The sequence below is a fragment of the Salinimicrobium sediminis genome (assembly GCF_900215295.1).
GTDB classification, from domain to species: domain Bacteria; phylum Bacteroidota; class Bacteroidia; order Flavobacteriales; family Flavobacteriaceae; genus Salinimicrobium; species Salinimicrobium sediminis.
Map to the genome: position 1 here is coordinate 26,156 of NZ_OCMF01000006.1, position 25,209 is coordinate 51,364.

Annotated in this window: 18 protein-coding genes; 9 read left to right on the plus strand and 9 right to left on the minus strand. The window is 34.9% G+C overall.

What is annotated here, in order from left to right:
• Nucleotides 1–260 precede the first annotated feature (260 nt).
• From CRO16_RS15620 to CRO16_RS15640, 5 genes are all read left to right on the plus strand, one after another.
• Complete coding sequence (locus tag CRO16_RS15620; RefSeq protein ID WP_097057344.1) at nt 261–1,079, plus strand: hypothetical protein; 819 nt, start codon at nt 261–263, stop codon at nt 1,077–1,079.
• 482 nt (nt 1,080–1,561) lie between these two features.
• Nucleotides 1,562–2,632 carry a cysteine desulfurase family protein gene (locus CRO16_RS15625; RefSeq protein WP_097057345.1) on the plus strand — a complete coding sequence of 357 codons (1,071 nt, stop codon included), beginning with the start codon at nt 1,562–1,564 and terminating at the stop codon, nt 2,630–2,632.
• Nucleotides 2,633–2,670: 38 nt separating this feature from the next.
• The gene (locus tag CRO16_RS15630) at nt 2,671–3,117 is read left to right on the plus strand and encodes a hypothetical protein (RefSeq protein WP_097057346.1); all 447 of its coding nucleotides are present in this window, start codon (nt 2,671–2,673) and stop codon (nt 3,115–3,117) included.
• On the plus strand, nt 3,104–4,699 hold the full coding sequence (locus CRO16_RS15635) for a DEAD/DEAH box helicase (RefSeq protein WP_097057347.1): 1,596 nt from the start codon (nt 3,104–3,106) through the stop codon (nt 4,697–4,699). Before CRO16_RS15630 ends, CRO16_RS15635 begins: the two co-directional genes overlap by 14 nt.
• A 2-nt stretch (nt 4,700–4,701) precedes the next feature.
• The gene (locus CRO16_RS15640) at nt 4,702–6,564 is read left to right on the plus strand and encodes an ATP-binding protein (protein WP_097057348.1); all 1,863 of its coding nucleotides are present in this window, start codon (nt 4,702–4,704) and stop codon (nt 6,562–6,564) included.
• Here the strand turns inward: CRO16_RS15640 and CRO16_RS15645 are convergent.
• On the minus strand, nt 6,548–8,176 hold the full coding sequence (locus tag CRO16_RS15645) for an AAA family ATPase (RefSeq protein ID WP_097057349.1): 1,629 nt from the start codon (nt 8,174–8,176) through the stop codon (nt 6,548–6,550). The genes CRO16_RS15640 and CRO16_RS15645 overlap by 17 nt on opposite strands.
• A 37-nt stretch (nt 8,177–8,213) precedes the next feature.
• Between CRO16_RS15645 and CRO16_RS15650 the strand changes: the two genes are divergently transcribed.
• Complete coding sequence (locus CRO16_RS15650) at nt 8,214–9,563, plus strand: phospholipase D-like domain-containing protein (protein ID WP_097057350.1); 1,350 nt, start codon at nt 8,214–8,216, stop codon at nt 9,561–9,563.
• Here CRO16_RS15650 and CRO16_RS15655 read toward each other — a convergent pair.
• From CRO16_RS15655 to CRO16_RS15680, 6 genes are all read right to left on the minus strand, one after another.
• Nucleotides 9,560–10,690, minus strand: coding sequence for a phosphoadenosine phosphosulfate reductase family protein (locus CRO16_RS15655; RefSeq protein WP_097057351.1), 1,131 nt, complete (start codon nt 10,688–10,690; stop codon nt 9,560–9,562). The genes CRO16_RS15650 and CRO16_RS15655 overlap by 4 nt on opposite strands.
• Before the next feature lies 1 nt (nt 10,691).
• A complete protein-coding gene (locus tag CRO16_RS15660; RefSeq protein WP_097057352.1) occupies nt 10,692–13,916 on the minus strand; it encodes a hypothetical protein in 3,225 nt (1,074 codons plus the stop codon).
• Nucleotides 13,900–14,814, minus strand: a complete 915-nt coding sequence (locus tag CRO16_RS15665; protein WP_179670565.1) for a DUF4007 family protein — start codon at nt 14,812–14,814, stop codon at nt 13,900–13,902. Before CRO16_RS15665 ends, CRO16_RS15660 begins: the two co-directional genes overlap by 17 nt.
• Before the next feature lie 280 nt (nt 14,815–15,094).
• A complete protein-coding gene (locus tag CRO16_RS15670) occupies nt 15,095–16,045 on the minus strand; it encodes a hypothetical protein (protein WP_097057354.1) in 951 nt (316 codons plus the stop codon).
• Nucleotides 16,046–16,192: 147 nt separating this feature from the next.
• A complete protein-coding gene (locus tag CRO16_RS16270; RefSeq protein ID WP_218839746.1) occupies nt 16,193–17,419 on the minus strand; it encodes a YecA family protein in 1,227 nt (408 codons plus the stop codon).
• A 126-nt stretch (nt 17,420–17,545) separates the two neighbouring features.
• Nucleotides 17,546–18,499: a hypothetical protein gene (locus CRO16_RS15680; protein ID WP_097057355.1), complete on the minus strand. Its 954-nt coding sequence runs from the start codon at nt 18,497–18,499 to the stop codon at nt 17,546–17,548.
• A 585-nt stretch (nt 18,500–19,084) separates the two neighbouring features.
• Here CRO16_RS15680 and CRO16_RS15690 point away from each other — a divergent pair.
• The 3 genes from CRO16_RS15690 to CRO16_RS15700 all read left to right on the plus strand — a co-directional run bounded on the left by CRO16_RS15690 (nt 19,085) and on the right by CRO16_RS15700 (nt 23,455).
• On the plus strand, nt 19,085–20,752 hold the full coding sequence (locus CRO16_RS15690; protein ID WP_143544564.1) for a serine hydrolase domain-containing protein: 1,668 nt from the start codon (nt 19,085–19,087) through the stop codon (nt 20,750–20,752).
• 179 nt (nt 20,753–20,931) lie between these two features.
• Nucleotides 20,932–22,251: a paraquat-inducible protein A gene (locus CRO16_RS15695; RefSeq protein WP_097057358.1), complete on the plus strand. Its 1,320-nt coding sequence runs from the start codon at nt 20,932–20,934 to the stop codon at nt 22,249–22,251.
• Nucleotides 22,252–22,360: 109 nt separating this feature from the next.
• Complete coding sequence (locus tag CRO16_RS15700) at nt 22,361–23,455, plus strand: sensor histidine kinase (protein ID WP_097057359.1); 1,095 nt, start codon at nt 22,361–22,363, stop codon at nt 23,453–23,455.
• Between the two features lie 321 nt (nt 23,456–23,776).
• Here CRO16_RS15700 and CRO16_RS15705 read toward each other — a convergent pair whose 3' ends face one another.
• Both CRO16_RS15705 and CRO16_RS15710 read right to left on the minus strand, forming a co-directional pair.
• The gene (locus CRO16_RS15705) at nt 23,777–24,574 is read right to left on the minus strand and encodes an anti-sigma factor (RefSeq protein ID WP_097057360.1); all 798 of its coding nucleotides are present in this window, start codon (nt 24,572–24,574) and stop codon (nt 23,777–23,779) included.
• Complete coding sequence (locus tag CRO16_RS15710; protein WP_097057361.1) at nt 24,574–25,101, minus strand: RNA polymerase sigma factor; 528 nt, start codon at nt 25,099–25,101, stop codon at nt 24,574–24,576. The genes CRO16_RS15705 and CRO16_RS15710 overlap by 1 nt, the downstream gene beginning before the upstream one ends.
• Nucleotides 25,102–25,209: the final 108 nt, after the last annotated feature.

Below are 25,209 nucleotides of genomic sequence, written 5' to 3' on the forward strand. Positions count from 1 at the left end.
TCGTGCAGTAGGAATTATATCATTGCTTAACAAGAACTACGCAAAAGAATCCGGTTGAAATCTGCAACGGCTTTGGCAATGGGATTAATAATGATTTTTGAAAAACTATTCACCAGCCGGATGGTCACATTAAAATCTCCACTGAAAGTCTATAAATTAGATAGAAATCTGCACATATTGCAGTAAAAAACTGTAATTAATACCGAATAATTTACTAGATTTAATAAACTGATACTGAAAGAACAAAGCCATAACACACCATGGAAGAAAAATTTAGCTCCTGGCTCGTAAATAGGGAAGGAAAACTGGAGGCGACCGGCCGCAGTTATTCAAGAGCCATAAATAGGCTTTCGGACCATTACAGTACTTCTACCGGAATTCCCATAGATATTTATAACGTGGATCTGGAGCTTCTAAAGAAGATAAAAGACAGTTACGAAACCTATGGAAGATTTTCTGAATTTGGTTATGAGAGTCATGGTCTCTATCGAGCAGCTGTCAAAGCTTATTATAGGTTTAGAAGGTCTCAATCCGTAAAAGAGCCTATAGCTCCGCAGATAACAACCATCAAGGTTTCAACAAAGAATTCTATTAAGAGGAAAAAAGAAAAGGGTAAGACCTTTGCTCAAAAGATCATTGATTTTTTTACCAGGTTGTTCCAAAAAAAGCATCTGCAGAAAATTCCAGCAGATTCTTTTGTTGGCACCCGGAAACAGATTTCAAAACATCTTATCTCTTTCATTAATGATTGGGAAAATGAAGTTCAGGAAAAATATCTTATTGATAATCCTCAATGTCAGCGCTGCAAAAGCATGGAATTTCCGGAAGTAGTCGAAAACCCTCCAATCCTTTCTAAAACCATTTTAAAGATGGTCTTGAAGGGCTATCCGAAGAAAGCTAAGCAAGAGGTTTTAATTTCAGACTTAGAAAGTAAATTCAAGAGCCATGTTGCATCCGGTGATAGGCTGATGGTTCTTTGCCGAACATGTAGACAAAAGGATGAAGCCCGTAAAGTAGAAAGATATCCTCATGAGATGCCGTCTATTATGCGACAAGGACCACGGGAATTGCGGTATTAATAATTTTCATTTTTTTCGTGCGACATGGAAATACTTTTTCCCTTTTTCAAATGGCCAATTTGAGAAAAAAGCTTATTTGATATTTAGCTACAAATTCCAATATATAATGTGCTACTATTCTTGCACCCCTCTCTACAGTCACAACCATGAATTTCCCTCCCCAGAGTTATCGATTTTAAAAATTTAAAACTAGAGAAGAAACAACTGGAGAGAACAAATAAAAAACGGGTACAGTTGCTATAGTTGCAGTTGCTGTTGCTCCATTTACTGATCCAGTTGCTGTTGTTATTGCTGTTACTGTTACTACTACTGTTACTGTTGCTGTTGCGGTTGCTTTTGCGGTTGCTTTTACTTTTACTTTTAAACAAACAATTTTTGGAGGTAAGATATAGGAAATAACCTAAAAAAAACTTAAAATTGTAGCGAGCATAAGTCCCCTACACTTTAATTCTCAATAAGTACTTATTAATAATAAATTTTGAATGGACCAATCCATATCAGAGCCTATTTATTACGATAATGCATCAACTACAAAAGTTGATGAACGAGTATTGCAAGAAATGCTCCCTTTTTTTAGCCAATTTTATGGAAATGCATCAAGTTCACATAAGTATGGTGAAATTGCCAGTAAGGCTATTGCTAAGTCCAGAGCCCAGGTGGCAACATTGCTGAAATGCTTTGAAGACGAATTGATTTTTACTTCAGGTGCAACAGAATCTATTAATCTGGCCCTAAAAGGTTATGTAGAAGCAAACTCTCATAGGGGCAATCATATAATCACAGTGCAAACAGAGCATAAAGCTGTACTGAATACCTGTGAATACTTAGAAAACAAAGGAGTAGAAGTCACCTATTTGGATGTAGATGAAAACGGATTAATTTCTTTAAATGAATTAAATTCAGCTATAAAAGAAACTACACTGTTAGTTTCTATAATGTTTGTCAATAACGAGACAGGAGTCATTCAACCCATTTCGGAAATCGGAAAAATTACGAAACGTCGTGAAGTTGCATTTTTTTGTGATGCTACCCAGGCAGTAGGAAAAATTGAAATCGATTTTCATTTATCCGGTATTGACATGCTTTGTTTTAGTGGCCATAAGATCAAAGGTCCAAAAGGGGTTGGTGTACTGGTAAAAAGGGAACATATAGAAGTTACACCCCTTATTCATGGAGGTGGCCAGGAAAAAGGTTTGAGAGGAGGCACATATAATACTCCCTTGATAGTGGGTTTAGGAAAGGCTTGTGAATTACTTAAAGCCGAATTCTCTCTAAACCGTGAAGCTGCAATTTCAAAAAAAAGAGATCTTGAACGATATTTTGAAGCAACTAAAATAGGAAAAGTGAATTTTAAGAGTGTTGCCACCACACCATATATCTTAAGTATAACATTGAATAATTATGAGGCTGATGAATTTTTAATGTTGAAATCTAAAGAATTTTTAGCTTCGACAGGTAGTGCGTGCAGCTCTAGATATATCAATTCTTCCCATGTTTTAGCTGCTCAAAAAATTCCTGATATTAAGAAGGTAATAAGAATTAGTATTGATTAAGTAGTATGATTACTTGCGTCCAATTGAAAAACTTAATATTGACAATCTTCCAAGAGAATAAAAGACCTTTAAAAACAAAGGAAATTCTAAGGCTTCTTGAAAAAAACCATTCGGATTTAAAAGTATCTAAGAAAGAAATTAATAAAATAATCTGGAATGACCTTAAAGATCTTATAATCTATGACTTGAAAGATTACAAGTACTCACTGAAAGACGTTAAACAAATGTCCTTATTTGATTCTAAGGATTTGAATACTACTGATATTGTTGATACTGAATGGAAAATAATTTTTGACAATTCGCTGAGTAAACCAGTTCACATAGATTTTTGTAGAAAAGAGTTAGTTTTTCAGGAGCGCTCAGAAAATTTGCATTTTCAATTTGAAACTTTTGTAGGAAAATTGTTTAAACAGAGGTCAAAGCATAGAAACCCAGAGGTAGATCTCTTTTTTGAAAATTTTGAAATATTTTATGGAGAATTATAGTAAGGATAAATTAATAAACTCTTTATCGAATCTATTTGACACTCACCTTTCGGACCCGGGAAGAAAGGCTTTGGTCGGCAAAAAAATTGATGATATTCTCTCAAAATATTTTGATAGAATATCATCAATTCAATTAGCATCCGCTTTACTCAGCAAATATGGAGTAGATTTATTTAATCCTCGGTATAAAATTCTAGAATCCATTATTAATCGGTTAAAAAGGGAGGAGGCAAATGAACTTGCTAATTATCTGGGTATCAAAACATCCTCCGATATATATGAGACCTTAATACTTGAAGCCAACAAAAAATCAAATTTACCCTTACTTCTTGAGTACTTTGAACAACCAACTTATTATTTAACTCCAAGACCTAAGGACAAAAGGATCGCAACAGGAGAAATTTCTATAGAATATGATGATGATATAAAGAGTTTGGGTTACCCTCATCCATACCAAAATTCTGTAAAACTTAAAGCTTTAGAAAGAATGACTAAAGCAAGCGGAAAAGTTTCATTTTTAATTGTGATGCCTACCGGTTCAGGTAAGACGAGAACGGCAATTGAAATAATGATTGACTTTATCAGAATACGAAGAATGTCAACAGTATTGTGGCTAGTAGAAAAACCAGAGTTAGCTGAACAAGCTTTAAGTTCATTTGAAAAATTATGGCAATTAAGAGGAGATAGATCAGTTCTATTCCATAGGTCTTACAACAAATTCAATCCTGAGGTTAACATAGACCATAACACCAATGTCATCTTTGCTGGTTTTGATAAACTTACGAGTTATAAAAAAAAAGATGCTAAAATTTATAATGTCCTCAAATCAAACATTGATCTACTAATAGTGGATGAAGCACATTATTCATTAGCAGAAACGTACGAGCATATCATATCAGATCTAGAAAAGAAAAATAATAACCTTATTAAAATTGGACTCACTGCTACCCCTATGCGCCCAGATGACAATGACTTCTTTAACTTAAAAACTTTTTTCAATAGTCATTTAATAGAGTTCGAAGACGAAAAAAATTTAAAAATTGACGATCCAATAAAATATCTCCAGAATAAACGCTACTTAGCAAAAATTAAAACTGAGTTTCTTTCTTTACCTGAAGAATTTATTGATGAAAAGTCGAAGGACTTCAATGATGCCGTCGTAAACAGATTAAAGTTTTGCCAGAAAGATAGAGAAAAGGTTATTGTATTTGCCAGGTCAAAGGACCACGCCATTGCTTTAGACATTCTATTAAAATACCATGCTCTTAAAAGTGAATGTATTATTGGGGAAACAACTAATGAGGAGCGTCAGAGTTTTTTTGAAAGGTTCAGTAATGGAGATCTTATGATATTAGTAAATTATGACATTCTGTCAACTGGGATTGATTTACCCAAAGTGGATACTCTGTTTCTTTTAAGAAAGTTTGGACAATACACAACAGCAATGCAAGTTCTTGGAAGGGCTTTAAGAGGACATTATAATGGAGGAAATGATCATAATAAAATTATTAGTATAAAAGGAAATCATGATTTCATAAATGAACCTTCAGACTTGTACAACACCATAAAAAATATGTATTAAATATGAGCAAGTATAGTATTATTGGTCCTAACTACCTTGAAAAGGTTAGAAGTTCAGATTATAAGAATTCAGTTTATGCCATTGCAGAAATAGTGGATAATTCGGTTGATGCCGAGGCAAAAAATATTGATATTCTAACCATTACTAAGAATAATTCAATTACAGACATCTACTTTATTGATGATGGCAAGGGAATGTCAGAATCAATTCTACAAAAGTGTGTGATTTTTTCAGAATCAAATAATCCATCTGGAACGAAAAAAACAGGAGTTTTTGGAATGGGGTTACCTAATTCTTCAATTTCTCAATGTACTAAATTCAGTGTAACATGTAAAATTTCTGAAAAATGGCTGACTAATACTGTTGACTTCAGGAAAATGAAAGCTGAAGGATCTTTAGATGTCAGAATGGTCTATGAATCAAATCTTAAAGACCTGGAGGGAATTTTAAGTAAAACTAGAGTAAAAAATCCTACAACAATTATTCATTGGACAGATCTCGACCGCATTGACACGGTACGAGCAAAAACATTAAATGATCGAGCGGAAAGGCTATTAGGTAAAATTCATAGATATAAAATAAGGGAGGGACTCCAAATCAGGTTTTTGAATTTCTCTGATGACAACAAAAAACCGGATATAGAACATTTATTTGTAGAAAATGATCCGTTATTTCTCACTACGGGAAAATCTTGGATATCACCAGCAATTATCGAATTATCTAAAGATTTTAAGAATCCAGATAAAAGATTTTGTGTAGGCACTTACTTTAAGAAGTTCATTCTCGATGAGAAAAAAGAAACAATAAATCCTCTTTTTTACTTACCAGAAGAAGCCCAAGAAACTATAGAAATTAGCTGGAGAGGTAAAATCTATAGCATTAAAATGATTGTAGCTGTTGCCTATCAAGAGGTCCAAAAGCCGGGTATTCGAGAAGGAGGGCGAACAGAATTTGGAAAGCAGTGCGGCATCAAAGTCCGTGGTACAGCAAATTATCCTTCTGGGAACATTTCCTGGGTAAGAAATAATAGGGAAATCACATCGGGAAATTATTCCTTATTCAATGTAACCCAAGAAAATCAAAGATTCTGGAGTATAGAATTAAATTATAGTACAGAAAATGACAATGAAAATTTCTTAGATAATCTATTAGGTTTATCAAACAGCAAACAAAGTCTTAAATTTATACCGGATTCTGATTTTCCAGAGGACTTAAGTGACAGTGCAAATATTAATGACAAAAAACAAGAATTAATTGCTAAGATTACTAAGGCTCTAAATACAGGAATTAGTAAAGCGAATAAAAGACTGAACCAGCAAGCCAGAAATTGGGCATCATTTGAAGAGGCTATTAAAGGAACTTCCTCTGGAGGCGGACTTCCTGGACCCACTCAAAAAACATATGATGTTCTCTTAAAAGCTTTGGGAAAGGGAGCTGAATTATCCGAAACAGAAAAAAATAATTTAGTAGCTAAACTGAAAAGATACCTGCCTAACATTCCTCAAAAGCAAATTCAAGATGCAGTTGTAAGGTATAGTGAAATCGGCCTGAAGAATATAATTATCTACTGTGAATTGGATGATAGAGACCTTTTTCAGACGGATTCCCATCAAGGAGTTAATTTGACATTAATTAATATAAAACATAAGTTCTACCTTAGCGTTATAGCACCCCTTAAAGAAAAAAATGAGGATGATATGCTTGCTAGTGTTGAGCTCTTAATTAGCTCAATGAGTAGGGCTGGAGAAAACGCTTTTTTTGATGATAAAAAGGACCTAATCAAAGAGTTTTATGAGCTAATGTCTAAAGATTTAAAATATCTACTTACTCAACAGAATTCTGAACATATCAACGTTCTAGCCTAAGTATATACAATTTATGTCTTGCCCGAGAAGCTTGAGTATAAAGTTTCTCGGGTTTATTTTTTCCGTCTATTAAGTTGATGTCAATTATGAAGATGATATCAGCTTCTAATCCCTTAAAAGTATTAATTGTAGTGTAATTAATACTGTCCTTTTGAAATCTAGCTTTATTATCTAAAGCCCTAAGGGAATAACCCGCAACCTTATTTAAATCGACTAATGAGCTCTCGGCTTTTTTGGAATTTAAAAGTAATAAAATTTGGTCTAATGCAACCTTCTCATTTCTTAGAAGATTTGATATTTCGTATTCCAAAAATTTAACCTGGTGTTCTGTGTCAGCAAATTCTTTTATTACTACCTCAGAGCCTATTGGTGTGTGTTCAAAACATTTGATTTCTCCATTTAACTGCTCTGATAAGTACCCAACAATATTTCTGGTATTTCTGCAATTTTCAGGTAAGGTGTAAGTGAAAAACTCAGATATTTTGGGAATGGATGTATAGTGATTAAAAATATCCTGCATGGCATCTAAAAAAATAAATTTTTGGCCATCTCTTCTTACTTGATCAAACATGATTTCATACCAAAATTCTTTAAAATCTTGACCCTCATCAATAATTAAAATATCATACTTTTTATCTGAATATTGCGCCAATTCTTGTAACTTAATCGGAACCTCCAAATTCCAAAAATCTTCATTTTTACTTGCATTTTCATTCCACCATCCGAAATCATATTTTTCAATAATATTCTTTGCAAAAGAATGAAAGGTCATAACCTCCAAACCTTCAACATCCCTATCAAATTCATATCTAATTTTATTTGCTAAAGTTCGATTAAAGCACAGGAAAAGAACACTCTTTCCGTCACTAATAAAATCCTGAGCTAAGGTCTTAGCTACTATAGTCTTGCCAGAACCTGCAGGCCCTTTAGTTATAATATTTTTATTGGATGAGGCCCTTTTAAAAAGATCTAACTGATAATTAGTTAACTCAACAAATCTTTGTTCATCATATTTGATTCTTGTACTTAGGATTTGAACAAAACCAATACCTCGCAGTAATCTGCTCTTAAATTTCTCGTATTCCCATTTACGAATTCCAGTTCTGTGCGAGTTTTGTTTTTTTACAAAATCCATAAGATATGGCAGGGCATCTTCTATATAATGTAATTGGTCTTGATCGATTAATTGTTGTTTTTTAATTGATTCCGGTAATGACTTTAAATTCAAAACTGAACAATCGGGAAAACATATTCCCCAACCCACAGGCATTCCCCCTAAATATTCAGAGTAATTTTCAGCCAAAGAGTGAGCTGCTGCACTGGCCTGGGAGTCCGGCTTTTTACTCATAACACGGCCATTCTGGGTCCATTTATCAGTTGGACCATCATAATTTATTAGTCCGCCTTTTACTTCTAAACACACCATTGCCTCACATGGAAGCGCGATTATAAAATCAATTTCAAACTCTGGAGTCTTTCCAAGGCCGTCGGTCACAAATTTTCTGGAATAAAAAACATCGTATTTTTTGGATATTCTTTTCAACTTTTCAAAAACCTTTTTTTCAGAAAATTCGCTTATTCTTTCTTCCGGAAAAAACTCTGGATAAATCATATTAATTAATATTTTTAATAAAATAAAAACTCACTTAATGCTATTTACTAGTGGAACTAATTTAGAGTCTAGTGCAATTGAATTTGTTGATTCTAATGAAAAAGTTACTGTTTTTTCAGCTTACATGAAGTTAGAGGAACTCAAAAAGATTAATAGATCTAAAAATATCAAAAGAATCGTTGTGCGTTGGGAAATCTTAGACCTTTGCCGGGAGGTTTCTGACTTAGAAGTTTATAATTACTGTCTTGAGAATAACATCATTTTATTTAGAAATACTCGTCTTCACATGAAGGCATTCTGGAATGATGCCACGACGGTCATTTTCGGCTCTGCCAATGTTACGAATAGAGGCATTGGAGAAAAAGGGACTTATAACTATGAACTTAATGGACTGCAAAAAACTATCGATATTGATTCAATACAGTATTTTAACCAGATTTTGAGGAATAGTCAATTAGTAAGCTCAAGTTTGTATAACCGAATAGTTGAAGAAGTTGAAAGAATTGGGAGAATTGAAGACCCTCAGGAACCTTATGTTATAAAAAAAGGTAGTGAGAGTAATCAGGAAAAGTTTCTATTGTCTGACTTACCGATGAGCAGATCTACCGAAGATCTTTTTAGGACCTATTCAAATCCCGAGAAGGCTACTCCTGATGATTTAATTTATGCAGGACATGATTTGGCATTATACGAACTTCCAGGTGGATTAAATAAATTACAGTTTGATGAAGAATTAAAAGTAAAATTTAATTCTCACCCATTCATATCTGCTTTGAAACAAAAAATTAGACACGAACAGTCAATGAGATATGGAGGTGTTCTGAGTTGGATTCAAGAAAATACAACTACAGTACCTACTCCTCGCAGTTGGGAAATGAAACAAGAATTAATTGTAAATATATTGTATCACTGGATCTGTTATTTCGACGACGACTTTACCTGGTCGACTCCTAAGTACAGCCAGGTCATAAGTTATAAAATGAATTATTCAAATCAATTAGAGACGATTTTAGAGCACCTAAATAGAGACAAAGCTAGAGGAAATATTGCCCCTCATCAAGTCATTCTCTTAATAGCAATTTCTAACCATGTTGAAAAATATAGAAGGCAGTTACTTCCATTGCCACAGGTCAAAGAAATTTTCGATGAAATATGGCTTCATAAAGAACAATTATTCCGGTCGAATAATACTGATATTGTAATGCCTTTAAAGGCATTACAGCGCGCCGAGTTAATTCACCTCAGAATTACTGAAGATCAAATTCAAGGGGTCAGAAGCTATAATCAGCTTAGAGAAGTTGTGACGGATATCGAGCTGTCAAATGAATTATTTGAAATATTGAAAAGCTTAAGAAACCCCCAAGAAATAATAGAAAATCATCTTTAAATAAAACAACTTGCACAACCTTCCCCTTCGGCCTGCAGAATTTCATCTTGCCAAGAGGAATTAGTTCTAGATCTTTTCTCTTGACGAAGAGTTCTTAAATAATGTTCTTTTTTTATTGCTTTTACCCTTTCCGGCTTTCTAAGCTCTTCCAATGTTTCCTCTGCCCAGGCGTATCCGTCTTTTTCATATCCAACAGCTTTTTCATATAAGTCTGGATGTTGCTCTAACAGCCAAACCCATTCAATTTTTTGCTGATAAAAACAGAAAAAACAACCTGATCTACTCCTTGAGTAGGTCCCTTTTTTTATTTCACCATCTATTTCAACTTCATATTCAATAGGTTTATAATAAGCAGGGATTCCTACTCCACTAGATTCTAAAATATCAAAAACATCTTGTAAACCTATATTATCAGTATTTTCAATTAAAGAAAAGGAATCCAATTGACCTACAGGATAATCGGTTGTTTTCAAATATTCAAAAACTACTTTATTAAAAGATTTAATATCTGCATCTAGAAGTGCATTTACCTTCTGTTTCTGAGTAAACTGTACGGAGATTGGACGACAAACATATTCTAAAAGATTTTCAAGTAGGCTTTTTTCATGTACAACGCTTTCGTAATAGTTTTTTAGTTTGTCAATATTTTCGTTAGCAAGTACTTTTTTAACTACATCCTCACTCCAAATATTTTTTCTAAAAGGAAATATGGTCTGAATATTTTCCTTCTTTGAAACATAACCTTCCCTATTTTCATCTCCTCTAATTCCAACATAAGAAATTGTTGGAGCATCACCCACTCTATTTTCAAAGGGTTCTAATTTCATCTTTTTTGTACACCATCTAGCCATTGGAGACGGCAAATAACTTCCATATAAAGCTAAGAAGTGATCGAATGGATTATCCATAGGAGAATTTTCCTCATCAATCGAGTTATAAAGTTCTATGTTTTTCCCAAGAACAGAATTCAATTTTTTGATAAGATCATAGGTTTCTTTTAATTCTTTTCCGGTGTCACATGTATAATATTCAATATCCAAAGTTGGATAGTTTTTGCTCATATATATGGCTAAGGCTGCGCTATCCTTGCCACCTGATATACCTAAAAGGTGTTTAACTTGCTCCATACTACACATTCATATTTTTCGATAAGAGCTCCATTAAAAGTTCTTTTCGTTTATTAATTTCTAAACCATTTATTAAGATATCAATCTCATTTTTAATCTCACCTAAGAATTCAGAATTACTTTCTAATTTGTTCACAACAAGTCTCTCTTCTATAGCTTCACCGGCCTCGTTAATAAATCTTATTGATAAAAGTTTTTCCTGTTCTGAAGACTTATTATATGAGTGAATATCATTTACCTTTATTAGACTTTCACCAAAATCCTCAATTGTGGCGGTTAATAGTGGTTCCTCTTCATCTATTAAATCTTCAATACTTTTCCCAATAGTAACATCGGCCACAGATTTTAACCAGCTGGTTCGGTCATCTAAAGGTGAAATCAATCTCTTATAAAATATACGTTGTTTTTCCCCTAAGCTGTTCGGTTTTATAAATGCCAATTTTTCTCTAATCTCCTCTTTATAATCAGGAAAATCCTCATTTTTACAATAGAAAGACTTTCTAATAGTGTTTTCAATATTATTCAATAGCTCATCATAAGCATGTTTTAATTCTGTGATCGCTTCCCCTACTTGTTTAGAGTAGCTTTCTAACACCTTTTCATCTTCTTTAATTGATAACGAGTGATATCCAAAAGCTGCAGGAAACAAATTGAATAAAGCATCTTCAGGGTCTTTGGCTTCAATAATAGCTTGACGAAGATTAGTTGCCTTATTAGAAAGCTTTTTGGTCTTCAAAGCATAGTTATTTAAGCTTTTTCGAAACTTCAAAAAATTAGTGAAAATTGTCAAGAACACGGTTTGTGTACCTTTACCTACGGTTTCTTCTAGCTGGGCCATTTCCTTATAGCTTTCCAATAAATTCACCTTTAATCCTGAGACATCGTAACTCTTAATTAAAAAACTTTCAGGTTTCCGGTGGATTAAATCCAGGACATCTTCATCTAAATAGGGTATGTATCCTCCTTCTATATGGAAAAGTGCAAAATCCTCCTGGCGTGCAATAAGGAAAATTGGTAACCAAAAATCAACTAAACCTTTTTTTAACTTAAATGGTGGTTTGCTAAGCAGATCAATGAACTCATTTAAATTCCTTTTATTAGAGAGCGAAGATTCCAAGAATTTATCACTTTCTGTCCACAAGTCATATAAGTCAGATCCTTCGTGTGGTTGGACCAAATCATAATGATTTAACCCGTCGGGAATTCTATGGATTCCGGTTTGTTGCAATAGGCTAATGTAGATGGCTTTTTCAGGAGGGAATTTTGAAGTATCAAACCCCAGATTTGCCTTAGCTCTATTTTTTAATAAAGCTCTTATTAAATTTTTTCTGGCACCGTTTATTGGAGCACTTAAGTACTCCTTATTAATGAGTTCATTCTTAAGAACTGGGGTGTGTGAATAAATCTGATAACAGATTTCATTTAACCAATTCTGTAATTTATGTTTATTAGGAATTATTTTTTTGACCCCCTGGTGAATCCAGGTATTCAAATTTTTGTCGAAAATTTGATTTACTACTATTTCCTTTAAATTGTTTAAATGAAATTGTCTTTCGTCACTTAATAATTTTAAAGCATTCTTATCTTCTTGATGACGCTCAATCAATAGATCAAATTGTTTGATCTTAAAAAGTTCATCCTTAATTTCATTAGAATTTTGGTATACTACAAAAATATTCCCTGGTTTCTCTTTTGAAATTGTAATCAATTCTTTTAAATCTACATCTTGGAAAATAAGATTAATATATCCATCAATAGCTCCACTTGGAGCCTCTATTTTCTGAGGATTATAAGTTTTCATCAGGCGAAATTCGAAAAATCGTGGAGTTCCGGTTTCGAAAGAATACTTTTTAACTAACTCAATGGGATACTCCACCAAATTCTTTATCTCATCACTTACATTAAAATCCGGATTTATTTCCTTACTTATAGAAATAAGTTCTTGTTCAAGATCAATATCAGTCCCTTCTAAAAAATTAATTTTTTTGCTATGCTTGTAATATCGAATGAGTGAAGCTGATATTAATTTTTCAATAATTTTAGAAATATCTTTTCCTCGAGTATAAACAAAATATTTTTTCAGAAATTCTTTATCAAAATTTCCGCCAGCCTTAGAAAAAATATTTACTAATCCTATAGTCTTAATTACTTCGGTTGCTAAGTCATAATCAGCATCAAACAGCAACTCAGCTCTTTCTAAAGCTCTAAATGTGGAGAACCATTGGGGCCTATGGGGGTTTTCGGGACTATTGATTTCCGACGGCAGAGTATGAGTTAAATAATCAAAGACCTTAAAGACTGGATAAAAATTATTTTTATGTCTATTAACTGAGTACTTGGAATCGTCATTTAAAAATGAAAACAGTGAGCGCTCATTTTGACCATATCTTTGTAAAGAGTTCACAAGCATGTTGGTAGACAGCCAATCAAGAGGAAAAAGTGAAGTTGTTAAGTCGTTACTGATTTTACTATTTGCTAAGCCAGAGTTTCTAATTAATTCGTTGAGCTCTTCAAAACGGGATAAACAATCAGAAGGAATACTGAATTCATGCAACTTTTTACTCGCAAAATATATTAGTTGCTCAACAGGTTCGTTAAAAAGTAAATCTACAAATCGCCCCTTTACCTTTTCCCATTCTAACTTATCTTGGTTGGAGAGATTTTTTCCGTAAGAATTGAAATTTTGATGAAGAGTAATTATAAAGTAGGATTCATATCTTTCGTCATTAGTCCATTCGGAAATTTGTTGCAATAAATAGAGTTCATCAATGGCGTTATTCTTTGAAGCTTGCTCCAGGAACTTTCCAAATTCATCTACTAATAGAAGAAATCCAAAATTTTTCTTCTGGGCATTTTCCCTCCTCTTTTTTAGTGAATAAATAATATTTTCACTTTCTGCATTATCCAGCTTTAGCACGTTGGAAAGAGCCTCTGAAAAGGGCTTATTACTCCCAACAAGTTTTATTATTTCGTAGCCTTCAACTTTTTTAACTGAATCTAAATGGGTGAAAAATAATTTTTCATTCTTTAAGTTCTTTTCCAGAGCCCAAAGAAAAGTAGATTTACCGGTCCCGTAATTACCGATTAGATTAAAAGATTTAGTCGCGCCGTGGTTGTATAAGAATATTCGTTCAAAAATTTCCTTAGCATTAGGAGTTACTACATAATCAATATCCTGCTCCTGATCCCTTAGAATATTAGTAGAAATATTAACTGTGTAACTCATAATGTTTTTTCAAAAGATTAATTTTAAACTTCTCAGAAGTATTTTTTACTTGAATCTGCCTTACACCAGCATCATCTTTATAGATAAATTCAGGATAACTTTCACCCAAATTATCAATTATCCTCTCCAGACCTTCATTAGACAAACATAAATAAGAAGCTACACTAGTTCTAATCTTATCATAATCGATTGCTGAATTTCCCTGAAACTCAGCCAGTAAACAATAGCCGAAAATTTCAGGAGTTAGGGATTTTTGTACAGTACGATTGATTCTGAAAATAGGTTCATTCTTTTCATTTCTTCTTCCAGTACTAAATACCAGATTCAAAGCTAAAAGAGGTGTATTAAAATCATCCTCAACCGTCTTTATATTTTTCTTGGGAGCAACGTAAGTTTTGATGAAGACTTTAAAATCGGAATTTAAAGTATTATCGGTGACTGATCTTTGATTATTCCTCTCTATCTCTCTATGTAAGAAAGACTTAACCTGGGATTCTGAAAATTCTAAACTAGCTTTATCTGAGAAATAGTCAGAGAATATAAGTTTAAAAATAGAAGCATATTCAGTAGAACACAAATAATATTGCATTAGCCAAAGCGATCCTTCATTTTCCAAATAAGGATCTAATGCTAAGTCTTGAAATAAAATTTTAGACAGTTCTCCTATTTCGTTGCTTTGATCATCAAAAATTTTAAAGGCTCTGATCCAATGTGCTATTGATCGAACCATATTTTTACCGACGCCTAATTCAGGTATAGCCGAATTTACCTTGAAATTTGAAATACCTCCTTCAAAACTTAAACTTTCATCCTTCTTTTCAATAAGATTTAAACCCTTTAAAAGCCACTGCTCACGGCAATGAAAAGTATCATGCCCCGAGAAACGTAAAACTGACATAAAATTTATTTTCCTGCAATTTAAAGCTAAATGGAGGAATTCCTCCATTTAGAAAAAAATACTTATTCACAATTTATGCAGAAGACAAAAACGACCTTTTTTAAAGGCTATTTTTCATTACACTTAATATGTATAAAGCGATGAGTAAGTTCTCAGTCACCTCACACCACGATAACCATAACTGTTTAAATAACAATGTGTTACGAGTTTTAACCCAATTTCTAATCAAATTTCTCATTCCCTAAACCCGCAAATTGCAGTGACCACGATTAAGTTCAGCCTATTCTAGCAAATTATTATTTTTTATACTCATAATAATTCCTGAACCAATATTTTGCGATTTTTTAAATATTTGAAATTCCTGTCTCAATTTTAATTTTCCAGATAATAAAGATGTTTCGGATAATTTAATTTCGCCATGTATTTCTTCACCTGGTCGAACATTGTTCTTTTGTATAAATTTAATTTTATTCTCGGCTATTATTTTATTCCCAAAAAAATCCATACCAAATTTTTCATGAGATCGATGTATCCTATTGCCATTTAAGTCCTTTTGGAATTTTATAACCGCAACCAAATCAGGATCTGTCTCAAATATGGCGGAATGTTTTTTAATTATTTTATCATAACCCTCCTGTAAATCGACCGAAATAATAGAATTAACCTTCTCTGATAATCGAATGGCTTCTTTATCAGAAATTCTTAGTTGTAGCCCCGGAGAGTTTCCGATTCTTTTCAATAAACCCTCAACTATTGTTTCAACTTTTTTTAGAATTTCTGTTTTTATCAATAAAATTTTTACTTCTTCCTGAAGCTCGTAGATATCGTCAAAATTCCAATTAAAACTTGATACGTTTCTGACGAGGCCTAGGTTGCTGAAATCTATATGTCCGTTATAATTACTGCCAAAAGAAAAGCAGGTCTTAAATTCTTTGCTTTCATACAGAGCTTCGAGTGTGCATCCTAAAATCACTTCAATAAACCAAGCTATAGTTCTAGGAATATTTGAAGTTGCTTCCTTGAACCTATCAAGTTCTTCTAAAATGTTACCTTCTTCATGATAATAGGAGGTCTTCGGAGTTACAAAATTATTTGGAAAACCCAATTCTATATATTGGATCGGTCCTAAAGAGGTTTTTTCTGATTTCTCAGCTAAGCAGTAACCAAGAACATGCCCAAGTTCGTGATATACAGTTGAATTAATAAACTCTAATTTTTTATCGATATTCATATTGTTGCATATAAAAGTCTCTTATAGCGATATGTAGCGACGAGTAGAGGACGCGGACTTCGGATTATCTTTTTTGAATCTTGGCTTCTAAAAGTACTTTACCAATGACACCTATTATTTGCCGTGACCCGATGTTATTATCTACAGTTATTTAGTCATACAACATTTTTTGTACTTTTTACCACTTTTACACGGACACGGATCATTCCTTCCTATTTTTCCAAATTTTTTTTCCAGTGCTTTCCCCTCCTCTAGAGATCTTTGTTCTCTCGTAGCTTGATCAATTTTTTTTGTCAAAACATCATCAAGGAAAAAGTTTGGATGCCAACCTTTCATAATTTTATCGACTACAAAGCTATCTATTGTAGAAGCTATTGCACCAGAAATTGGCTCAATTATTCCAATTAGATTAGGTACTCCCCAACGAATTAACCTCGTTACTGTATAATCGGATAAATTTTTAGATTTAGACATAAGCTGCTTATAAACGCTTTTCTCGTCATAATCTGAATCCTCAAACCAAGCTCTAAATTTCTTACCAGAAATATCATTTTTTAAAGAGATAATGAGGTCAATGTCAATGATGTTATTTGTATATAATCTGGTAAGATCAGGTAATTGTTTATCCTGAATTATTTTAGAGAACAGTTCTAAAGCCTCCCCTTTTTTACCAGTTAAAACTGGATTTAATTTGATGTTTATTAAATGCTGAATAGATGCTTCTGTGCTTAGATTTTGAATCCCAAGTTCATTTTGATAAAATAAACTTTTATTTGCGAATTGTAATCTCATCAGTGGAACAATGTCGTCGGGTTTGACTATTACATTATCATAGGAATTTCTAAAATTTAAATATTTGGTGACATTTTTATTATTCAAATCCAAACAAACTTCTTCCTGGCATTGATGACCGATCCAATCGCCATCAATATCTACCTTAACTTTTTCTGCCTTAAAAATTAAAGGTTTAACTAAATGTCGATCAGCACTTCCTTTATAATAGTCTAAAAGCCTTTCTTGAATAGAATCTAATTGTGATTTAGAAACATCACTCAAGTTCATCAATAGGTAATCATCATTATGCGGTAAGAACGCGGTTCTAGTTCCTCCATCATCAATTAATACGATATTATCTGTAATAAACAGTTTGTGTGCATCTTTAATACCAAACAAAAAGATGAACTCTTCTAAATGTTGAGTCTTTATATAGATCTTATCGAATAGTAAAAGAGATTTTATAAAAGGATTTATAAAAAATCCTCTTTCATCCGAGTTAAATGGAATTCCAGAGTTACTCCAATCTGAGCCAAAATGATAGGTATTTCCTTTTTTACGCCACCTATAATTTAAATTGTCTATTAATATCGAATTCATTCTTTAATAACTATAACCAATGGGTTCGCATAACACAAGCTGGCGGGGTGCCGCCTATTTGAGTCATGATGCGTTATTGTGTACAGTTTGTTCAAACCTCAAACTTATACCAAGCTGTATCAATAACTATTTATTCAATTCAGATTTGGCAATATGCGATTTTATGTCACGAAGTTGATAAAGCCAATTATATTTTATGCCTTTGTTTATTTCTTTATATATAGATTTTCCTCCAGAATAAATACTAATGGGGTTGGGAATTGGGCCAGTTGGAATATTAGATAACACTGCTTCTATTGAGGTAGATTTAATTTTTGGACGAAACTGTTCTATTATTTCGTCATACGAGGTAATTTCTTCCCTTTCTAAAGTTATTCTTGCTGATTCCAAGTCGTTATCGGATAATATTAAAATTCTTTCCATTTTCTTTTTTAACGAATCAAATCTTCCTTTTCTCTTAAGTTCAATTATTGAAAACCAAGGCACTTTTTCTAAAGAAGGAATTGATTCTTTAAATAAAATTATGGGTGATGTTTTTCCATTTTTGTTGTTAAACTCACTTAAAGCTAGTCTAGCATCTTTCTCTATTTGATTTGCTAAAAAATAGGAAGGGAACTCTTGACTAATGAATTCCCATCTTACAATATTATCGATTGCAGATCTAGCCCATCCTTCAACAGCTTGAACCGCTTTATCTTCTATAATATTAACATTATATTGATTTTCTGCTTGCCTTAATAAGAAGTTATGAGCATATTCCTCTGGTGTTGAAGGGTTAGGATAATGATAGTATTTGGACGAATTATAATTTCTAGGATATCCTATTTGCTGTCGATCGGGAATATTTTCTAGTTTAATTCTTTTTGATAAGGGTATTAAGACATCTGTAAAGTCTTTTTGGTATTGATTTGGGAGCTTATTTTTTTCAAAGAAATTATCATAAAAGCGGTCAATCAAATCTACACGCAAATTTTCCCAAACAATTTCATCATACCACAAAAATGCCATTTTAAGATCATCTGCAGTCAGACTTTTATCGATTACACCTAAATGACTTACAAATGAAATATTCTTCTTCATATTTTACAAACTGACACACCTATTATAGCACAACGAATGTAGGAATTTATCCCCTATAGCAGAGGGATAACACCAGGAAATCGCAATTAAGAAAATCATCTTTGTACCTAATTCTAATTAATAGTTCAATTTTCTCATTTGTACCTGAAAAATGAGAAATGAAAAAATGTACTATTCCTTCCTATCCTTTTCAAAAAATTTAGGAAAAATAAGGGACACCAAAGGAGAGATTATTGGAGAGAATACTAACTTAGTTTTCCGGAGGGGTAAAATGAAAATTTCCGTGCGACTTTCCGGAGCTTTTTGTATCCAGCATCTTCGTAGAGCCCATAAAACCTAAAAAAGTTATTCCTGTATTGAAAAATAAAAGAATTGATTTCTGCTCTCAGACTTTGATAAATTTAATTTTAACCTACCCCTTATCAAAAGTTGCATGTAGCGCAGCATGCACTTCCTTCTAGGGCCCAATTGCCTCTAAAAAACCTGATACCTGTTACATTTTCTCATTTGATTCGTCAAAAGATTAAGCTTTACCGGGTGAGGTGCAGCCATTGCCTCAAAAGCTTCTCTTCTAATTCTTATGAAATGAAATCATTCCTAACCGCCATCTTACTTCTTGCAGTATCCACAACTTTTTCTCAAAAGATAAATTTTGAAAACCTAAAACAGACTACAGATTCTCTTGCCGCAGGTCTTGTGAAGGAAAATGAGCCCGGCCTGTCGGTAGGGATCGTTTACGAAGGCCGGCCGGTGCTTAATGCGCACTACGGCCTGATGAACCTGGATGACGAGCTTAAGACTTCAGGCAGCACAGCTTATAATCTGGCGTCTGTCTCAAAACATATTACCGCCCTCGGAATTCTGCTGCTTGAAGCTGAGGGAAAACTAAATCTTGAGAATAAGCTTGGCACCCACCTGCCCGATCTCCCACAGAAATATCAACAGGTTACTATAAATGAGCTCCTGCATCACACTGCGGGAATACCATCCACAGATAATTTAAGGTTATTTGCGGGTATTGGGCTCGATTCTCCCTGGACACTTGCAGACGAACTGGAGCTTTTAAAAAGCTATTCGCAACTCAATTTCGAGCCGGGAACAGACTATTTGTATTCTAATGGAGGTTACAGCCTTTTGGCCGCTGTCATTGAGGCAGCAAGCGGACAGGACTTTGGAGACTTTTTTAGGAAAAGAGTTTTCGAACCCCTTAAGCTGGGAGCAACGGCATACAATATCCCCGGAAAAACGATAAAGGACCGTGCAGAAGGATACACCCCTGCGGGAGATAAGTACCAAAACGCATTGACCGGAGCAGATAGTGTTCCCGGAGGATCCAATTTTTATTTTTGTATGGATGATATGCTTGCCTGGATGAACCTCTTCCTGCAGGATAATAGCCTATATCATCCTCAGATCTCCGGAATGATACGGCCTTCTTTTCGATTAATTAAAGGAGATAGCATTCCTTACTCCTTTGGCCTGCAGGTAAAAGCTTACCGGGGAGTACCTGCAATATATCACAGCGGCGGTACCCCGGGCTTTGCCTCCTATATGATGCTGTTTCCGGAACATCAACTGGGAATTAGCATCCTTACCAATAACGAAAAAATTAATGTGGTAAAAATGACCCATCAGCTGGTCGACCAAATACTTAAGGAGTTCGTGATCGATGAAATTCCGGTACAACGAATTGCCACTTCCCTACCCCCGGACAAACTCAAAAAATGGACAGGAAGCTATCGCATGAAGGACGGAATGATCCTGAAGATCCTGCACGAAGAGGAAAAACTGATCCTGGATCTTTCTCAGGGGCAAAGATTTGAGCTACACCCCGAAGCGGAAACAAATTTCTTTATTCAGGAATTTGATGCCCAAATTGCCTTTTTGGAAAAACCCCTTAAACTGAACCTCATCCAGGGTAAGAATATACAAACAGGAGATTATGTGGAACCACGGGAGCTCATAAAACCTTCACCCGCCCCACATGAGCTTGTTGGTTCATATCACCATAAAGCCCTGGACGTCACTTACCTCCTCATCGAAAAAGACGGAGAACTTTTTGTACAGCTGCCCGGTACTTTTAAGAAGTATTTGAATTTTGATACCACAGGTCTCAGCCCGGTTGCCGGGGACGTATTTAATACCGACAGGCTGGGAATTATAGAGTTTCTGCGGAATGACAGGAATGAAATATCAGGCTTCAGGTTCAATGATGTGGGTAGATTACGGAATATTGAATTCCATAAAATTTAAATCGCTGCACCTAATAGTAGAATGACGTGAAGTAGGTAACTGTTCATTGTTTATTGTTCATTGTTCATTGTTTATTGTTTATTGTTTATTGCTCATTGTTTATTGTTCATTGTTCATTGTTTATTGTTCATTGTAACATAATCGATCCTAAAGACTACCTTTGATAAATTCCAACCTCCATGTCCAGGATCCTTCAGAAATTCCTTGTAATTCTTTTCGCAGGTGCTTTATTGCTACTCGCGGGATGGAGCAGCTATTCTATATATAAGTACTCTTCAGAAGCAGCAGAAATCAAAAGAGATTACAGCGAGCTCAACAGTATCACTCATGGAATAATGTCGGTTAACATCTGGCGGGATCATCTCACCACGATGGTTCTAAACCGGATCGATGAATTCGAGTTTACAGAAGACCAGGAGGATACCCTGGTACACCAGGTGGAAAATATACTAACGGCGGGCATTGACAAGGGAGCCGATATTCTGGATCAAAAACAGAAGGGAATTAAAGCCAAACTTCGAAAATTTGCGGTAAAGACCCTGGTGCCTGAAGATAAAATAAGGGCTCTGGTCCCCATGTTCGCGCAGACCATTGTCAATGAAATTCAAAAGCCGGAAAATAAAGAGGCCTTGAAATATGTCATCAAGAGCAAATTACAGGAATACAGCGACCTTACCCATGATGATTCCCGAATAGCAAGCCTGAAAATAAAGGCCCTGTTGGATAAATATGAGGTCGAAGATCTTGCCGGATTCAATGAGAAAATTCCGCAGAAAATAGATCACCTGGAAGATCAGACCTATTTTCACACTTATATTTTACTTGGAATTATTGGGACATTCCTTCTCCTGTGGTGGCTGTTGAGACGTCAAAAAGCAGTACACACCCCGCTTTTTATTATTTCGGTCCTGGTTTCCCTGGTGGTGCTGTTTTCGGGACTTACCGCACCAATGATCGAAATAGATGCCCGTTTTCAACAGGTAAATTTTCTACTGATTGGGGAAAGTATCACCTTTAATGACCAGGTGATCTTCTTTCAAAGCAAAAGCATCCTGGACGTAATAGGGATTCTCTTTAATAACGGAAAGGCCGACTCCTACCTGGTAGGGATCCTTATTCTTGTTTTCAGTATCATTTTTCCTGTGGCCAAGTTACTGGCTACACAAATCTACCTGGGCGGAAATGACAAAATAAGAAGGAACAGGATCCTGAAATTCTTTGCTTTTAAATCGGGAAAATGGAGTATGGCCGATGTTTATGTCATTGCGATCTTTATGGCTTATATAGGTTTTCAGGGAATACTGGATAACCAGCTTTCATTGCTTAATATGGAAACTGATTCCCTCGTGAGTATTTCCACCAACAAAACCTCTTTACAACCCGGGTTTCTTATTTTCATTGTTTTCGTCCTCTTCAGTTTGATCCTTTCTACGATTCTTAAAAGGATCACCTCTTTGGAAAAGAAGAACATAAAGCAGGAAAAACAAATACCTGTCTAAGATTTTGAGCGTCAGAAGAAAAGATTGTGTAATAAGCTTCCATAATAAGATTTTGGTACTTTAATTAGGCTTACCTTTAAAAAATTCTTAAAAAATCATATTCCCCCCTATGTCTGAAGTAATTAATAAAAGTAAAACCCTAACCAATCATAAGAAAAATCAGGATCTTGAGAATTACTTCGCCAATACAATAATTCCGCAGCTTTTCATCGATGGAAATCTTATCCTGAAGAAATTCACCCCTCCTGCGATGCGGCAATTCTCTCTTACAGATGCCGATGTAGACAGGGACATTCATGATGTGAAAGAAAATTTTCGGTTTCCCACGCTTATTGAAAATATTGAAGAAGTGATCCAATCCGGGGAGATCCTTGAGAAGGAAGTGCAAACCACAGACGGGAAATGGTACCAGATGAATATACTTCCCTACATAGTTTTTGAGGAGAACAGGACCGATGGGGTAATTATTACTTTTGTAGAAATCACCAAAAGAATCAGGGCTATAGGAGAACTTGAGAAGTTAAATTCTGAATATCATACCCTAATAGACGCTCTTTCCCACGATATACGGCAGCCGCTTTCGGCTATAGTGTTGCTTTCTGATGCTTTAATGAATGCCTATAACCAACAGAATACGCCTCAGTTCGAGAAATATATAGCTACCCTAAAGGCCAGCTCCAATGCCATGAGAGATCTGGTAAAGGATTTTATAGCAGTAAGTGAAGATCAACCCGAACTTGATGGGGAACCGGTTAGGGTAAATATTGAGAACATCGCGCAGGACGTGATCATTTCTTTAAAGTCGGAAATATTTAATAAAGGGATCTCAATAACTACTGATTTTCAGACTTCAGAAATCATCTTCTCAAGAAATAATTTAAGAAGTATCTTATATAACCTGCTGCGAAATTCCATTAAATATAAGAAGGCCGGGAAACCATTAAAGATCCACATTTCTACAGTTAAAATGGAGGATCGTGTAATCTTACAGGTAAAGGACAACGGCATTGGAATTGCCTTGGAGCATCAGGAGGCTATCTTCCATAAATCCACCAGGGTTTCCCACAAAATTGAAGGCACCGGAATGGGTCTTTATATCATCAAACGCATGGTGGAAAATAACGGCGGAAGAATTATGGTGGAAAGCCAGCTGGGGAAAGGTTCAACCTTTTCCGTTTATTTCTCTGTAAATCAAGACAGGTAAATGCAGCCATTGTGCCCTGTATTTTCTTTTAAATGAATTTGGGTTATCCATAAATACAATTTGATTGTTCCTGTATTTGCCACTCCCATTGCAGAATACCTCTATAAAATGGCATTTTTGAATACCTTTTTAAAAGGAGATTTTTAACAGATTTACCGCCGAACTCAAATGGCCTTACCCAATGAGCATATTTCTAAAAAAGCTCCCGAGAAACTTCAAAAACAGGCACCGGAATAAAAAACATTAGCTCTTTATTTATTCTCCGCTTAAGTTTAAATAAAATCCGAATTGGAAAGTTTTATTTAATCTAAAAAGCTCCTCCTAAGTTATGGTAACCGTACCTAAGACCATCAGCTTTTCAAGCGTAGGGGTTTCGCTTCCTCCCGCAGGCTCCAGGGTAATCCCGAAAGCTTCTGAATCATAAGAATTATCTACGATAAAGATCCTTTTGCTGTTCCCTTCAAAATCTTCCAGCAAACCTATGCTACTGGGGGTAAGCGGGTCCAACTTGAGAGACCAAACCTGATACACCATACCCGGGGGTGGTGCAGGAAGGTCCTGGGCATCGATATAGGTGATATTCTGTGCCTTATTCCAGTAAGCGGTGGCATAGGCTTCAGGAGCAAAGTCCTGACCCTGCAGCGGAATTTTTTCAATATTCCTGGAACGAAGTGCCCTTAATAACTGTTCCGTTTTTTCTGAATCTTCCCTGGCCTCTACAATCTGCGTTTCAAGATCGGCCTGTTCCTGTTCCATTTCAGTCAGTCTCTCATTCAACTCTGTATTGGCATCATACATCATAAATAATCCGATCAACAGGATGATACTGGCGGCCCATCCCAAAATGGCACTTATGTTTTTCTTTTTAGAGAATTCAGGTGTTCTTTCCGGTCTCTGTCTTATTTTCTTTTTAAGGCTGATCAAAACATCCTGTGGATCGTATGGAGCCGCAGCACCCGACAATTCCTGCAGGGCTTCTTCAATTTGCTCCACCTCCTGCCTAAGCTCGGGATATTCACGGAGCACACGGGTCACCTCCTCCCGTTCTGCTTCGGGTAGCGCACCATAAACATATAATTCCAGAATCCCTGATTCCAAATATTCCTGAATATTCTCCATTATCTTATCGAAGCTCTTAATTTTTTAATACACATCCTGTTACGTGTCTTGAGGGTACCAAGAGGCATCTCAAGAACTTTTGCGCTTTCCTGTTGCGTATAACCTTTAAAGAACAACAGGTCGATGATACTCCTGCAAAGGGGTTCAAGAAGTTTGATATATTTTTGCAGCCCAATGGCTTCGGTACTATCTGTTAATTGATGCGGGCTCTCAATCACATCAACAAAGGTTTCATCCTCCACATTCTTTTGCCGGTCTTTATAGGTTTTAGACCTTAGTTGATCAATTGAGGCATTGCGGGCAATATTTAAAATCCAGGTAAAAAATCTCCCTTTTGACGCTTCATAGGTAGGTGCCTTTTCCCACACCTTCAGAAAAACATCCTGAAGTACTTCTTCAGCTAATTCCTCATCTTTAAGTATGGTAAAAATCACCCCAAAAATGCTTTTAGAATAAAGTTGATATATTTTTTCAAAGGCTTTTTCATTGCCTTCCTGGAGTTGATTAATTAGAAAATCCTGCTGCATATAGGTTTAGCTGAGCTCTAAATGTATGAATTAAAAATAATTGTACGGGATTAAAAAAATATCGTCCCGAAGGAGGCCGGGACGATAAAGGATAAAAAAAGGAGATGA

Coding starts and splice junctions, on each gene's coding strand:
- CRO16_RS15620 (WP_097057344.1), top strand. CDS start 261: ATGGAAGAAAAATTTAGCTCCTGGCTCGTAAATAGGGAAGGAAAACTG.
- CRO16_RS15625 (WP_097057345.1), top strand. CDS start 1,562: ATGGACCAATCCATATCAGAGCCTATTTATTACGATAATGCATCAACT.
- CRO16_RS15635 (WP_097057347.1), top strand. CDS start 3,104: ATGGAGAATTATAGTAAGGATAAATTAATAAACTCTTTATCGAATCTA.
- CRO16_RS15640 (WP_097057348.1), top strand. CDS start 4,702: ATGAGCAAGTATAGTATTATTGGTCCTAACTACCTTGAAAAGGTTAGA.
- CRO16_RS15645 (WP_097057349.1), bottom strand. CDS start 8,176: ATGATTTATCCAGAGTTTTTTCCGGAAGAAAGAATAAGCGAATTTTCT.
- CRO16_RS15650 (WP_097057350.1), top strand. CDS start 8,214: ATGCTATTTACTAGTGGAACTAATTTAGAGTCTAGTGCAATTGAATTT.
- CRO16_RS15655 (WP_097057351.1), bottom strand. CDS start 10,690: ATGGAGCAAGTTAAACACCTTTTAGGTATATCAGGTGGCAAGGATAGC.
- CRO16_RS15660 (WP_097057352.1), bottom strand. CDS start 13,916: ATGAGTTACACAGTTAATATTTCTACTAATATTCTAAGGGATCAGGAG.
- CRO16_RS15665 (WP_179670565.1), bottom strand. CDS start 14,814: ATGTCAGTTTTACGTTTCTCGGGGCATGATACTTTTCATTGCCGTGAG.
- CRO16_RS15670 (WP_097057354.1), bottom strand. CDS start 16,045: ATGAATATCGATAAAAAATTAGAGTTTATTAATTCAACTGTATATCAC.
- CRO16_RS16270 (WP_218839746.1), bottom strand. CDS start 17,419: ATGAATTCGATATTAATAGACAATTTAAATTATAGGTGGCGTAAAAAA.
- CRO16_RS15680 (WP_097057355.1), bottom strand. CDS start 18,499: ATGAAGAAGAATATTTCATTTGTAAGTCATTTAGGTGTAATCGATAAA.
- CRO16_RS15690 (WP_143544564.1), top strand. CDS start 19,085: ATGAAATCATTCCTAACCGCCATCTTACTTCTTGCAGTATCCACAACT.
- CRO16_RS15695 (WP_097057358.1), top strand. CDS start 20,932: ATGTCCAGGATCCTTCAGAAATTCCTTGTAATTCTTTTCGCAGGTGCT.
- CRO16_RS15700 (WP_097057359.1), top strand. CDS start 22,361: ATGTCTGAAGTAATTAATAAAAGTAAAACCCTAACCAATCATAAGAAA.
- CRO16_RS15705 (WP_097057360.1), bottom strand. CDS start 24,574: ATGGAGAATATTCAGGAATATTTGGAATCAGGGATTCTGGAATTATAT.
- CRO16_RS15710 (WP_097057361.1), bottom strand. CDS start 25,101: ATGCAGCAGGATTTTCTAATTAATCAACTCCAGGAAGGCAATGAAAAA.